This is a genomic window from Paenibacillus sp. FSL E2-0178 (genome assembly GCF_038593005.1).
Taxonomy (GTDB): Bacteria; Bacillota; Bacilli; order Paenibacillales; family Paenibacillaceae; genus Paenibacillus_AQ; species Paenibacillus_AQ phytohabitans.
In genome coordinates this window covers 5,777,457-5,790,546 of sequence record NZ_CP151953.1, presented here as the reverse complement: position 1 = coordinate 5,790,546, position 13,090 = coordinate 5,777,457, and the positions used below count along the sequence as shown (strand labels likewise).

Here is a 13,090-nt window from a genome sequence, read left to right as displayed (position 1 = left end):
GCAAAGTACCTGAGTAACCTTCGAAGCCAAAGCCCCACTTTGTGGGGTTATCTCATAGCTGCTTGTTCTTATTGGCATTCTTGTAGACTGAAGGTGAAGAACCAACCCTCCCCTTGAACTTGTCGATAAAATAATCCGTATTCGAAAAGCCCACCTGCAGTGCGATATCCGATATCTTGAGCTGGGTGCGCTTAAGCAGGCCCTTGGCCGCTTCAATCCGTTTCTCATTCAGATAATCGCTGAAGCTCCGGCCCGTTTCCTTACGGAACAGCTGGCCCAAATAGGCCGAGTTCATATGAAACTGCTTGGCAATATCCTGAAGCTGCAGCTTGCTCCGGAATTCAAGATCCACGTACTGAATGACATTATAGATCGTATTCCCTTCATTATCCGCCCGTAATTCAGCCAGATAAGCCGCTGCCTGCAGGCAGAGCTTGTCCACATACAGACTCAGCCTGTAATAATCCGCGAGTCCGCCCAGATTGCCATACTCCGTTCGCATCGCGTTCATGATTCGGTCGGGATCTCCCTGCATTTCAGCGATGCTCCGGCATAAGGTCATCTCCAGATGGGCCACCTCGGCCTGGGCAGCATCGATCTTCAGCGGCTTGGCCGTAATGGCAGCGAACGCTTCCCTGACACAGCTCTGAATCTGCCCGGTCTCGCCTGCCTTAACCTTCTCCAGCACACAGGTGAAGTGCCCTTCAGCTAATTCCAGGGACTGGCCCTTTGCTCCCAGGTCGTTATAGTAGAAGATTCCGCCCTTCTCCCTGCGGTACTTTAATCCCCAGACCTCAAGGCTCTGTGTGTACAATTCCTGGATGGAGCGCGCCCCTTTCCGCTTGCCGCTGATCAGTACGGCCACAGGAACGCCAAGCTTCTCCGACTGTGCCCTCTGCACCTGGGCGGCTGCTGCCTCAATGGCTTCGGAGGACATCCCCGCACACCGCACAATAAGACCCGGCCTGCCCGCAGGGTCCTGAAAGACATAGCCAAGCTCATCCGGAAATCCTTCCCCATTCCCTTCATTCAGGCTCATTGTGCTTGATACAGCAGCAGCAAGGATACACTGCAGCTCCGTATCAGGCTGAATATCCATCAGCCTATTCGCTGCGCGCTCCAGCTCTTCGCTCCATTCCCCCTGAATGAACCGGTTGATCAGATTATTCACCAGGAGGTTGTGCTTCTTACGGCTCTCGTCTCTGGAAGCGATTTCATTTTGGATGATCGCTTTGACCTTTAACAACAGCGCCTCGATCTCCTCATCATCAACCGGCTTCAGCAGATAGCCGTCCACTTTCTGGCGCAGCGCAGTCCGGGCATAGTTGAAATCGTCATATCCGCTCAGAATAACGAATCTGGGCGGATGGTCCATCACTTCCTTCACGGCAGCGATCAGCTCAAGTCCGCTCATTACGGGAAGGTTAATATCCGTAAGCAGCAGGTCCGGCTTATGCTCCTGAATTAACCTGAGGGCCTCCACAGCACTAAGCGCTTCGGCGCATACTTCGTAACCGGATTTCTCCCAGTCGACCATCGTCCTAAGTCCTTCAAGAACCCACGGTTCATCGTCAACAATCATGACTTTCAGCATGAGCCTCGCTCCAATCCCCGAATCTAAATTTTGTCAGCCAATGAATTACAAATAATGCTAACATACAAGTTCAATGATGTGAATTACAACTTAATCAGATACCCGAGTCATATAAAGTAACATTGGTCATTTACTTTTTGCGGATATTCTCTATAATTAGGGTTAATTTTATTGATTATCCGGCATTATCTCACACAGGGAAGTGATATTCTTGACGGTAAACAGTCTTCTATCCTCCAACGAATTCAAGAAGCGCCTCTCCCGCTGCTACAATGAAGTGCATAGGGAACTGTATGGGGTGGGTGTCACACAGCTGAGAATTGATACCGCCGGCGAATCGATGATCCTCTTTCTGGTGAAGCATCAGCGGGTAACTGCACTGCGGGCGCTGGAAGAGAACTATCCCGAGCTGAAGCAATCGGTGGATGCTGCGCTCCATCAGGAGTTCAAGCGGATCTTCCGGAAGAAGCTGGCCGATGAACTGGATCTGCCCGTCACCGGTGTACTCCGGGATTATGATCCGGGCACAGGCTGGGCCAGCACGATCATCATCAGTGAATAACAAGTAGAAGCGGCGGCGTCCGGATTGTATTCTGGGTGCGCTGATTAGGCCTAAGGTTTGCCCGATTTCTGTTTACAGACTGAAGGAAGCCGTTGATTAGAGGGATACCCCTCTAGTTCAGCGGCTTCTTTTCATTTCAAAAGGAGCTTACGCCATGAAAATTATCGTCGGCATTACCGGAGCCAGCGGCTCCATATACGCTTATTCCCTGATCCGCAGCCTGCATCAGCTTGGGGCTGAAACCTATGTCATCGCCACAGGTGCCGGGGAGAATGTGATGAAATACGAGTGCGGTGCGGATATGCAGGAATTGGCCGGGTATGCCACTGTGCTGTCCAATACGGATCTGTTCGCACCCGTGGCCAGCGGGTCCTTCAAAACCGACGGGATGGTCATCATCCCCTGTTCAATGAATACGCTGGGAGCTATCGCTAACGGCATGGGGGATACACTGCTTAGCCGGGCAGCCAGCGTAGTACTTAAGGAGAAGCGGCGGCTGATTATCGTTCCGCGCGAAACCCCGCTCCATGTGATTCATCTGGAGAATATGCTGCGGATTGCCCGGGCGGGGGCGGATATCATGCCGGCTTCACCGGGCTTTTACAATCATCCGACCGAGATCTGGGAGCTGGTGAATTTCATGAATGCCCGCGTTCTAGACGCACTGGGGATTGACCATCAGCTGATGAAGCGCTGGGGGGAATCTTAGGAGGGCTGTGCCGGCCTTCTGCCGAGAACAGGGAAGCCCGCAGTCAGTGTGGCATGGCTGCGGGCTTCCCTGTTCTTTTAAGAAAAATAATGTATGAAAGCCAAGCTAATCCTATTCTCCCAGCTCTGCACGGATCTTCAGGAACACCTGATAGCTCCGCTCGGCAACCTCCGAAATCGCAATCGGGTGGAAGCCCGGCAGATCCGCGTACAGCAGATCATTCAGCGGTGCGGTCCAGCTGGCGGGAAGCCGGGCTGCGCCCAGCTTCGCTCCCATAATGGAGCCGACTGTGGCACCGTTGCAGTCGGTATCCATCCCGGCAGAGACAGAGGTAACCACGGCTTTCTCGAAGTCATTGCCGCCGTATATAAGCGAAGCTGCAACGATGGCGGCGTTGTTATTGGTATGCACCGGGTCATAATGACTGAACCGGTCCCATAGCCTGCTGACAAGCTCCCGCTCGCTGCCCGCTTCCTGTGCAATGGCTATTCCGGTCCGCACATCCCCGGCCAGTCTGCTCGTCTGCGGAATTTCGCTCAGCCCAATCTCTATAATCTCTTCATTGTCGAGGCCCGCGAACGCAGCAGAGATCATTGCAGCATTGAACATTTCGCCATAGATCCCGTTCTTCACATGGGAGAAGGAGGCATCCCGCCAGCCCAGCTCCGCAGCAAGCTCGGGATTCCCGGCCGCTCCATAGGCCAAGGCGTCCGCACGGATGGCCGCCCCGATCCATTCGCGGTACGGATTCAGATGCATGCGCACCCGCTCCTGCCGCAGCGGCCAATCCTCCGGCTTCTCACCGTGCAGATGGGAGGTTTCACCGGCAAAGTTCATATAGGCCTGTGTTTCTGCTGTACATACCTGGCTGTAGGTCAGATGCCCGTGCCACAGCTTGCCGATATCCCAGGAATCCCAGTCCAGCCCTTTCTGCTCCAGCAGCATCAGACCGAGGAGCGTATAACGGATATCGTCGTCACTCTCCATGTAGCTGATCTTCTCCCGGGTACTGGTGAATGACCAGTCGCTTAAGCCCAGACCGTATTCCGCCCGGGCCGTAGAATACTCAGGTGTATACCCTGTAATCGGCCAGGCATCCGCGCCGCGGAACCACAGCTCGATGTTCTCCCAGCCGGTACGGCCGTCCTTCCCGTACAGATAATCCCAGTATTCCAGCGGCTTGCCCAGCGCACAGCCTACACTCCGGCCAAGCCACGCTCCATAGAACCTGTCCCTCCACTCTTCCGGTGTCCAATTCACCGCAAGCTTACGCGGACCTCCGGGGCGCAGCCGTCTGATCGACGCCAGATCCGAGGGCTCCTCGTAAGGAAAGTCGGCAGCCACGGGAAGGGCCATCAGCTCCCGGTATACCTCCATGAGCTTGCCCTCATCACTTCCGGCAGCAGCCAGCTTCTCTGCCAGACTGCCTGGCCGGCAGCCTTCCTCAATCCGCTGCTGCAGCTCCAGCCGCACCGTCTCCTGCAGACGTTCCCAGCCTGCCATCCGCTACAATGCTCCCGCCGCAGGCAGGAGCCCGCGGTCTAACCGCTCCAGTGAATCAAACAGCAGCTTGATAAAGGCTTCACGGTCTACGCCAAGCAGCACCTCTGTATTGGCAGGCTGCTCCGGCTTCTTGCGCCGGTCGGCAACAGTCATCCCCCGGGTCAGCTTGCCTTCGGTCTCCACCGTAACATGCAGATGCTCCGATTCGAATAGCTCCGGATGCAGCAGCCAGGCGATCGCGCACGGGTCATGCAGCGCATTGCCGATATAACCCATCTTTTTGCCGTAGATCGAATAGAAATCCAGCAGCTCTCCGACCATTACCGATACGGGTCCACGGGTCTTCAGCTCCTGAATCTCCTCTTCAAAAATCGCCGCCTTATCCGTCACATCCAGTCCGCTCATCACAATGGGAATCCCCGATTCAAAGACAATCCGCGCTGCCTCCGGGTCGACATATATATTAAACTCCGCCGTCCGGGTCACATTTCCATAGGCGAGCCCGCCGCCCATCAGGGAGATCTTCTCGATTCTGTCCTTCACTTCCGGATACGCGGTAATCAGGAGGGCGATATTCGTTAGCGGAGCTGTAGGCACCAGGGTAATCTTCTCTTTGGATGCGCGGATAATCTCCAGCATGAATTCTACCGCTCCCTGTTCCACCGGCTTGAACTTGCTCGCCGGAAGCGCGGGGCCGTCCATGCCGGACTCCCCATGTGCTGCTTCTCCGGTTATCAGCTTACCAAGCAGCGGAGCCGCCGCTCCCTTGGCCACGGGAATATCGGCATTTACAAAGCTAAGCACCTTGAGTGCATTATCAGTGATTTTATCAAGAACCTGGTTGCCGCCAACCGTGGTAATGCCCCGGATCTCCAGCTGTCCGGGATGAGCCAGCGCAAGCAGAATGGCAATCGCGTCATCATGCCCCGGATCGCAGTCAATTATGATAGGTGTTGGCATCGTTGTCGCTCCCTTGTAGGTTTAATAATAGATTTGAACTTGAAGCTTGGCCGTCACTGCGGTGAACATTTGGACTTTCGGCCGCTGTTGTCCCCAGATTTTCATGATTTGAACCGCTTTTCGCGGTAGAAATCCGGTGACAAAGGCGGTCGCTATCGCTCCTACAGTTCCAAATTTCCCCTCCGCTTCTATTTGCTTTTCGTTTTTTCTTCAGTACATCTATAGAGCTATCTATTTGACAGTAGTTTTAAGCTTCTTGTTCTTCTTCCTTGTCTCCGAGACCGCGTATATAATCAGCCCCACTACCGTCGCCACGTAAGGAAGCGTAGCGATCAGCTCCGCCGGAATCTTCAGCACCTGCAGGGCATTGGAGAGCGCATCGGCTGTGCCGAAGAGCAGCGAGGTTAGCGCTGTTCCTACGGTTGTGCTCCGGCCCATGGATTCAGCAGCAATCGCAATCCAGCCCCGGCCGGCCACCATATCACGGGTGAACAGCGACAAATAGCCCATCGACATATAAGCTCCGCCCAGACTGGCGAAGAAGCCGCTGAGCAGCAGCGCCGTGTACTGGATCCGGACCACGCTGACTCCAACCGACTGGGCCGCATGCGGATTCTCGCCTACCGAGCGGATACGCAGCCCCAGCGGGGTGCGGTTCAGCAGATAATAGACCACAAGCACGGACAGAATCGAGAAATAAGTCAGAATGTGATGCCCCGACAGAATCGGACCCAGCACCGGAATATCCTTCAGCAGCGGAATCTGCACACTCGGCAGTACTTTGCTTGCCAAGGAGGTCGATGAACCCTTGTCCCCACTGAGCAGATACAGAATAAACACTGTTCCGCCTGAGGCGAACATATTAATCGCCACACCGCCTAGAATGATATGCGTCTTGAATTTCAAGGTGAAAAAGGCCAAAATCCCGGCAATCAGCGTTCCCGACAATACCGCACCCAGCAGCCCGACCCAGGCGCTATGCGTATAGGCGCTGACAATAACACCGGCCAGAGCCGAGACCAGCATAATCCCTTCCATCCCGATGTTGATGATGCCGGCACGGTTCGAGATGAGCGCTCCCAGTGCAGCGAACAGGATAGGTGTTGTCACACGCAGTACAGAGAAGGCAAAATCCGTCGTCAGAATGACATCCAGCAGACTGTTCATGCTTGCTTCGCCTCCTTCAGCAGCATGCGGTTCTTCCAGAACTTGAGGAACTGCTCAGCGGAAATCAGCAGGATAATCACAGCCTGAATGATCGAGATCATCTCGGACGGTACATCGGACAGCCGCGCCATGAGATCGGCTCCAATGCGGATATAGGCCAGGAAGAGCGCAGAGACAATGACAGACAGCGGATTGTTCTTGGCCAGCATCGCCACCAGGGCACCATCCAGTCCGTAGCCCGGCAGTGAGGTCCACTGAAAGCGGCTGTACATCCCGAGTACTTCCACCGAGCCGCCCATCCCGGCAATAAACCCGGCGATCAGATGCACGAGAATGATAACCTTGGCAGTCTTCATGCCCGAGTAACGGGCAAACTCCCGGTTGACACCTGTCATCCGCAGCTCATAGCCCCATTTGGTCCGGTAGAGGAACAGATGGGCCAGTACAATCAGCACCAATACAATAATAAGTCCGGTATGAATCCGTGTGCCTGCAAAAAGCTTGCTCAGTTGCGCAGTTTTCTCGAATTTAAACGAAACGTTGGCGAAGGCCTTGGCATCCCGCAGATGATAGTTCAGCAGGTATAGCCCCACCCCGAACAGGATATTATTGAACATCAGCGAAGTCACCAGTTCATTGGCGTTCCACTTCGCTTTGAGAATTCCGGGAATGGCTGACAGCAGCGCCCCAGTGATAGAGCCTGCCAATATCGCCACCAGCGGATGCAGCCAGCTGTTCAGGCTGAGATGAATCGCCAGTACAGAGGCCACGACACCGGAGAAATAAAAGATCCCCTCTGCCCCCAGGTTGAACATATTGGCCCGGAACAGCAGCGAGACGGCAAGGCCGGTGAACATCAGCGGAATGGCCATCTCAATGACATTGCCGATATGCCCCTTAGTGGAGAACGGCTCCAGCAGGAAAATGCCAATCGTCTTGAGCGGCTGGTCACTGACCAGCGAGATGATCAGGAATGCGATAATCAGCGCAATGACAATAACCGCTGCCGTCCGGATTGCCTCAAAATATTTAGCTCTAAACATGATTTAAGGCCCTCCCGGTCTGCTCTTTGTCCTGCCGGTTAATTCCCAGCATATAGAGTCCCAGCTCTTCCTCACTCACGGCAGAAGGATTATCGAAATACGCAACGATCTGCCCCTCATACATCACAAGGAGACTGTCGCTCAGCTCCAGAATTTCATTCAGATCCGCCGATACCAGAACTATGGCGCATTTGTCCGAGCGCAGCTCCAGCAGCTTCTGATGAATGAATTGCGCAGCCCCGATATCCACACCCCGGGTCGGCTGCTCAGCGATCAGCAGCTGCGGATTCGTGGAGCACTCCCTTGCAACGACCACCTTCTGCATATTGCCGCCGGACAGCATGCCGACCGGCTGCCGGGTGCCGGAGCAGCGCACTTTGAATTCTTCTACCAGCGATGACGCCAGAGCAGCAATTTTGGAGCTGTGGAGAAAAGGCCCCTTATTCATATCCTTCGAACGGTAGCGCGTAGAGATCAGGTTGTCGGCAATGCTGGCGTCTCCGGCGGAGCCCTGCCGCATCCGGTCCTCCGGGATATAAGATACGCCCAGGCTGCGGATGCCCAGAATATCCAGTCCGCGGATATCCGTGCCTTTTACACTAACCGCCCCGCTGCCGGAGACGCCGTGCAGACCGCCGGTCAGCGCTTCAATCAGCTGCGTCTGCCCGTTCCCTTCGACGCCGGCGATGCCGACAATCTGGCCTTCGCGGACCGAGAAGCTAATCTCCGCGAGGAGTGCTTCGCCCTGACTATCCGAAACAGCCAGCTGCTCTACCCTAAGCACCGGCTTGCCGTGCGGAATGCTGTCCTTGTCGTACTTCAGCACGACATCGCGGCCGACCATCAGCCTGGAAATTTCCTGCTCCGTCACCTCGCGGGTCTGGAAGACTCCTTCGCTCCTGCCGCCGCGCATAATGGTAATCCGGTCACAGATTGCTTTAACTTCCTTCAGCTTGTGGGAGATAAACACGATGGTGTGGCCCTGCTCCTTAAGCTGCTGCAGCTCATGGAACAGCTCCTCTGTTTCCTGCGGAGTCAGCACGGCGGTCGGCTCGTCGAGGATGAGGATTTTGGCCCCGCGAACCAGTGCCTTCAGAATTTCCACCTTCTGCTTCATGCCGACCGACAGATCCTCCACCTTAGCCCTGGCGTTTACCGAGAGGTTATATTTGCGTGCCGTTTCCTCCGTCAGACGCACCGCTTCGCCAGCATTGAAGCCCACACCTTTTCTAGGCTCCATGCCCAGCACCATATTTTCGGCCACAGTAAAAGAAGGTACCAGCATGAAATGCTGATGAACCATGCCGATGCCGCGGTCAATTGCGTCCTGCGGGGACTGCAGCTTCACTTGTTCTCCCCGGATATAGATCGCGCCTTCACTTGGCTCCTCCATCCCAAACATGATTTTCATCAGAGTCGATTTACCGGCTCCATTCTCTCCCGCAATCGCATGGATTTCGCCCTCCCGCAGGGAGAATCCGACATCCTTATTGGCTACAACGCCATTCGGGTATACTTTGGTGATTCCCCGCATTTCCAGCAGAGCATTTGCCATGGGTCATCAACGCCTTTCAACTTGGGTGGTCTGCAAAAATAGGCAGCTGGAGCTCTCCCAAAGAGAAGAGCCTCCAACTGCGGAGCTGCATACGCATTTTCATTTTATAAAGTATGTTTGATCAATAATCTTAAGGCTTCACGGCATTGCGGATTGCTTCGACTTCAGCCGTTTCCATGCCCATCGCATTGTCGACGGTAACTTCCTTATTAATCAGCTTCTGCTTCACTTCTTCCACCTTAGCCTGCAGATCAGCAGGGAATACGTCTTTGTAAATGTCGTTCTCAGCAATGCCTACGCCGTCTTCAACGAAGCCGAGCACATCGCGTTTGCCCATCTCAAGCGTCCCGTCCTGCAGTTTTTTCACTGCGCCGAGAATGGCCGTATCGATCTTTTTAATCGCGGAAGTGACAATCAGGTTTGCTTTTTCACTATCCGTATCTTTCAGCAGCAGCGCCTGGTCCGAATCAACACCGATAGCATATTTAGTCTTTTCCTTGGCTGCATCAAAGATTCCCAGTCCCGTACCGCCGGCTACGTTGAAAATAATATCCACACCCGAGTTGTACTGGATCAGCGACAATTCCTTGCCTTTGGCAGGGTTCACGAAATCTCCGGCATAGGATACCGCTACCTTCACATCCGGATCAACATACTGTGCGCCCTGGATGTAGCCCACCAGAAAAGCATTAATGCCGGGGATATCCATCCCGCCCAGGAATCCGATCACATTCTCCGGGTTGGCATTCGGCATATCAGACTGTGTTGCAAGTGCAGCTGCCGCCCCTGCCAGGAAAGAGACCTCATTGGTCGAATACGACATGTTGTACATATTTTCAGGCGCTTCATCGATATCGGTATCGTAGTTGATGAATTTTTTATCCGGATTCGCCTCAGCCGTTGCATTGAACATTTCCGTAATTTCCGAGCCGCCCGAGATGACAACATCCCAATCCTCAGCAGCAATATCATTAAAAGTAGGTTCCCACTTCGTCTTGTCCGCGCCCATTTCGACCACTTTCGTTTCCGCGCCTAGCTCGTCCTTCACTTTTTGCAGGCCGCTGTTTGCCGCATCAAAAAACGACTTGTCGCCCAGCGTTCCCGGAATAAGCAGCACCACCTTGAGCTTGTCCCCTGCAGCAGCCTCTCCGCCTTCAGCATTTGTTCCGGAGTTGACCGCATTACCATTGCCGGACGTGTTGTTTCCGCATGCAGTGACCAGTACCATAACCGCCATCAGCAATAAAGCGAGCATCTTCTTTTTCATTTTCTAAGTTCACACCCCTGTTTTGTAATAGATCAACGCTGATAAAATAGCATAAAGTTCCAATTACACGTTTTGTCTAACGGATAGCATCGGGCAGCATGAATAAAAGACTGTTGAAATTCTGAAAACAAGCAATTTACCTTGAAAACCAAACATTTCATGTTACATTTCTCGAAAAAACCGCATAAATCCGAACAAGATGGCCAGTCCAGTTGAGAATCTTCGGTTTAATTGATAAGATCATAACAAAAGAAAAGATAAATATTTATATATTTTCGGTCATCTTTTTGTACGATTCGGCTAAATGACGATAAAGGGAGGCTCATCATGGACCGTGTTCTATATATTGTAAATGCAGAGCATGAAGCAAATACGTATATCCCTCCGCATCAGCATGAATGTTTCGAGCTTGTGTATTATATCCATGGCCAGGGAACCTGCAGCATTGGACCACGCAGCTATCATTTCCGGCCCTTCACCTTTGGCCTGATTCCGGCAGGTTTCAAGCATGACGAGAATCATCAGCCCAGCCCGGAGGTGCTGTTCGTCGGCTTCCATTGCGGCAATCCGATTATCAATACACTATCCGGCGTTTTTGACGATGATAAGGAACATACCGTACTGCAGACCCTGCAGCGGATGAATGCGGAATTCAAGCGCAAGCGCGACGGGTTCGCCGAGCTGCTGAATCTGCAAATGAGCGAAATTACCGTGTATCTGCAGCGGCTGCTCGCCGCCTCGGATTTCCATTCCCCGGCAGAGGATCAGATGCAGTATGTGCTGAATTATATGAATGAGCATTACCGCCATAAGCTCTCCGTGTCCTCTCTGGCAGAAATGTCCGGTTATAGCTACGACCGCTTCCGGCATCTGTTCAAGGAAAGATTTGGACATTCCCCGCACCGTTATCTTGTACTGAAGCGCCTGGATTATGCCAAATCTCTGCTGCTGCATACCCAAATGCATATTTCGGAGGTCTCTTCCGCTGCCGGATTCGTCAATGATGCCCAATTCTGCAATATGTTCAAAAGAGAGAGCGGACTCTCCCCGCGTACTTTCCGCATCAGAAGTAAGGTTATATAATATAACATTAGTCATTTACTTTTCGCTTTTTTTCACTATAATGGAACTTAAGCTTACGTGATGATGACTTACACCGGCTGATCCCGATTATATCCAGATCCGCTGCCCCAATATAAGGTTTGCCCCATTTCTGTTCACAGAATGAAGGAAGCCGCGATTTAGAGAATCTTTTTTCTCTATGTCTGCGGCTTCTTTTTTTATTCCCTTTTTGGAAGGTGTGCGAGTCAAGGCACGCTGAAGCTTACAACGATGTGCAGTACAACAATTAATGAGGTGAAGGAGGTGCAGCCGGATGGCATTCATGAATATGCGGCAATTGCTGGAGCACTGGGAACGCAGCGGCAGACTGCTAAAGATCCGCAAGGAGGTGGACCCCAAGTTCGAGCTTGGGGCCGTGATTAAGGCCGTGAAGAGCAGGCAGCCCATGGTCTTCCAGAAGGTAAAAGGCTACTCCGTCCCGATGGCAGCCGGTCTTGGCGGCTCCAAAGAGCTGCTCGCCGAGAGTATGGGCATGCAGCCGGAAGACTTGCTGCCACGGCTGATCGAGGCCGTTGTTCATCCGCTGCCTACGAGAAGCTGTGAGCAGGCTCCGGTACACGACAACGTGATTACGAGCCGGATTAACCTGCGGGAGCTGTTCCCGGTCTGCACCTATAACGCCCTGGACAGCGGAGCTTATTATGTCTCCGGGGTGATGGTCGTCAAAGGCGCGGACGGGCAGAAGCGTTACACCTCCATCCGGCGGATGCAGCTGCTGGACGGCAACCGGACCAGCATCCTGATCTCCTCCCCTGAATTATTCCAGCAGTACCGGGAATTCGAGGAACGCGGTGAGCCGATGGAGGCGGCATTCATGTTCGGCATCGTCCCGGCAGTCGTGCTGGCTTCCCAGGTCAGCACCCACCTGTTCCATGCCGATAAGCTGGAGGTCGCCTCTGCCCTGCTCGGCCAGCCGCTTGCAGTAGTCCGCTGCAAGACGATCGATCTTGAAGTGCTGGCCGAGGCCGAGGTTGTATTCGAGGGCCGGATTCTCCCCCGGGTCCGCGAACCGGAAGGTCCGTTCGGCGAACTCGGCGGTTACTACGGCCCGCGCACCGAGCAGCCGGTCGTCGAATTCTCTGCTGTCACCTACCGGAACAATCCGGTCTGGCAGACCATTCTTCCGGCCAGCTATGAGGAGAAGCTGCCGATGGCCATTGCACGTGAGATTGCCCTGCTGGGCTCCGTCCGCCAGGTCGTCCCCGGTGTCAAAGATGTTCACATCACCATGGGCGGCGTCGGGCGTTATCATGCGGTCATCCGCATCCGGAAGGTGCAGGAAGGCGACGGCAAAACCGCCCTGCTCGCCGCCTTCGCCGGCGACAAGGATCTCAAGCATGTGGTCGTAGTCGACGAGGACGTCAACCTGCTGGACCCGCTTGATGTGGAGTGGGCCATCGCCACCCGTGTCCAGGCTGATCTGGACACCTTCATTGTCACTGGAGCGAAGGGTTCTCCGCTCGAGCCCTCGCACAACCTGCGCGGCGTCACCGCCAAAATGGGCATCGACGCCACCTTCCCGCTGGCTGAAGCGGAGCATTACCGGCGGACCTCCATCCCCGGCCAGGAGGAAATTGAACTGGCGAGTTATTTATAGACGATGAAGCC

The 13,090-nt window shown here is 54.0% G+C and carries 11 protein-coding genes; 4 read left to right on the top strand and 7 right to left on the bottom strand.

The annotated features are described in order from the left end of the window. Positions 1–52 precede the first annotated feature (52 nt). Entirely contained in the window at positions 53–1,594 is a 1,542-nt protein-coding gene (locus MHI42_RS25365; RefSeq protein ID WP_342421004.1) for a response regulator, read from the bottom strand. A gap of 211 nt (positions 1,595–1,805) precedes the next feature. On the opposite strand from MHI42_RS25365, the gene MHI42_RS25360 reads away from it, so the two are divergent. Both MHI42_RS25360 and MHI42_RS25355 read left to right on the top strand, forming a co-directional pair. Next, complete coding sequence (locus tag MHI42_RS25360; protein WP_342421003.1) at positions 1,806–2,156, top strand: DUF2294 domain-containing protein; 351 nt, start codon at positions 1,806–1,808, stop codon at positions 2,154–2,156. 154 nt (positions 2,157–2,310) lie between these two features. After that, positions 2,311–2,865 (top strand): flavin prenyltransferase UbiX, encoded by a 555-nt coding sequence (locus MHI42_RS25355; RefSeq protein WP_342421002.1) that lies wholly within the window; start codon positions 2,311–2,313, stop codon positions 2,863–2,865. A gap of 111 nt (positions 2,866–2,976) precedes the next feature. Here the strand turns inward: MHI42_RS25355 and MHI42_RS25350 are convergent, their stop codons facing one another. The 6 genes from MHI42_RS25350 to MHI42_RS25325 form a co-directional block, all read right to left on the bottom strand. Continuing rightward, positions 2,977–4,368, bottom strand: a complete 1,392-nt coding sequence (locus MHI42_RS25350) for an ADP-ribosylglycohydrolase family protein (protein WP_342421001.1) — start codon at positions 4,366–4,368, stop codon at positions 2,977–2,979. A gap of 3 nt (positions 4,369–4,371) precedes the next feature. After that, positions 4,372–5,328, bottom strand: a complete 957-nt coding sequence (locus MHI42_RS25345) for a nucleoside hydrolase (protein WP_342421000.1) — start codon at positions 5,326–5,328, stop codon at positions 4,372–4,374. Positions 5,329–5,559: 231 nt separating this feature from the next. Continuing rightward, a complete protein-coding gene (locus MHI42_RS25340; RefSeq protein WP_342420999.1) occupies positions 5,560–6,495 on the bottom strand; it encodes an ABC transporter permease in 936 nt (311 codons plus the stop codon). Beyond that, positions 6,492–7,538 carry an ABC transporter permease gene (locus tag MHI42_RS25335; protein ID WP_342420998.1) on the bottom strand — a complete coding sequence of 349 codons (1,047 nt, stop codon included), beginning with the start codon at positions 7,536–7,538 and terminating at the stop codon, positions 6,492–6,494. The genes MHI42_RS25340 and MHI42_RS25335 overlap by 4 nt, the downstream gene beginning before the upstream one ends. After that, entirely contained in the window at positions 7,531–9,093 is a 1,563-nt protein-coding gene (locus MHI42_RS25330; RefSeq protein WP_342420997.1) for an ABC transporter ATP-binding protein, read from the bottom strand. The genes MHI42_RS25335 and MHI42_RS25330 overlap by 8 nt, the downstream gene beginning before the upstream one ends. Before the next feature lie 130 nt (positions 9,094–9,223). Beyond that, entirely contained in the window at positions 9,224–10,360 is a 1,137-nt protein-coding gene (locus MHI42_RS25325; protein ID WP_042139960.1) for a BMP family ABC transporter substrate-binding protein, read from the bottom strand. 327 nt (positions 10,361–10,687) lie between these two features. Between MHI42_RS25325 and MHI42_RS25320 the strand changes: the two genes are divergently transcribed. Together MHI42_RS25320 and MHI42_RS25315 are read left to right on the top strand one after the other, a co-directional pair. Then, positions 10,688–11,443, top strand: coding sequence for an AraC family transcriptional regulator (locus MHI42_RS25320; RefSeq protein WP_171721068.1), 756 nt, complete (start codon positions 10,688–10,690; stop codon positions 11,441–11,443). Positions 11,444–11,735: 292 nt separating this feature from the next. Further along, complete coding sequence (locus tag MHI42_RS25315; protein WP_342420996.1) at positions 11,736–13,079, top strand: UbiD family decarboxylase; 1,344 nt, start codon at positions 11,736–11,738, stop codon at positions 13,077–13,079. The last annotated feature ends 11 nt before the right edge of the window (positions 13,080–13,090 follow it).

Bases quoted from the DNA above. Each gene is read 5' to 3' on its own strand.
- MHI42_RS25320 (WP_171721068.1), top strand. From the start codon at position 10,688: ATGGACCGTGTTCTATATATTGTAAATGCAGAGCATGAAGCAAATACG.
- MHI42_RS25365 (WP_342421004.1), bottom strand. From the start codon at position 1,594: ATGCTGAAAGTCATGATTGTTGACGATGAACCGTGGGTTCTTGAAGGA.
- MHI42_RS25345 (WP_342421000.1), bottom strand. From the start codon at position 5,328: ATGCCAACACCTATCATAATTGACTGCGATCCGGGGCATGATGACGCG.
- MHI42_RS25325 (WP_042139960.1), bottom strand. From the start codon at position 10,360: ATGAAAAAGAAGATGCTCGCTTTATTGCTGATGGCGGTTATGGTACTG.
- MHI42_RS25355 (WP_342421002.1), top strand. From the start codon at position 2,311: ATGAAAATTATCGTCGGCATTACCGGAGCCAGCGGCTCCATATACGCT.
- MHI42_RS25330 (WP_342420997.1), bottom strand. From the start codon at position 9,093: ATGGCAAATGCTCTGCTGGAAATGCGGGGAATCACCAAAGTATACCCG.
- MHI42_RS25315 (WP_342420996.1), top strand. From the start codon at position 11,736: ATGGCATTCATGAATATGCGGCAATTGCTGGAGCACTGGGAACGCAGC.
- MHI42_RS25335 (WP_342420998.1), bottom strand. From the start codon at position 7,538: ATGTTTAGAGCTAAATATTTTGAGGCAATCCGGACGGCAGCGGTTATT.
- MHI42_RS25340 (WP_342420999.1), bottom strand. From the start codon at position 6,495: ATGAACAGTCTGCTGGATGTCATTCTGACGACGGATTTTGCCTTCTCT.
- MHI42_RS25350 (WP_342421001.1), bottom strand. From the start codon at position 4,368: ATGGCAGGCTGGGAACGTCTGCAGGAGACGGTGCGGCTGGAGCTGCAG.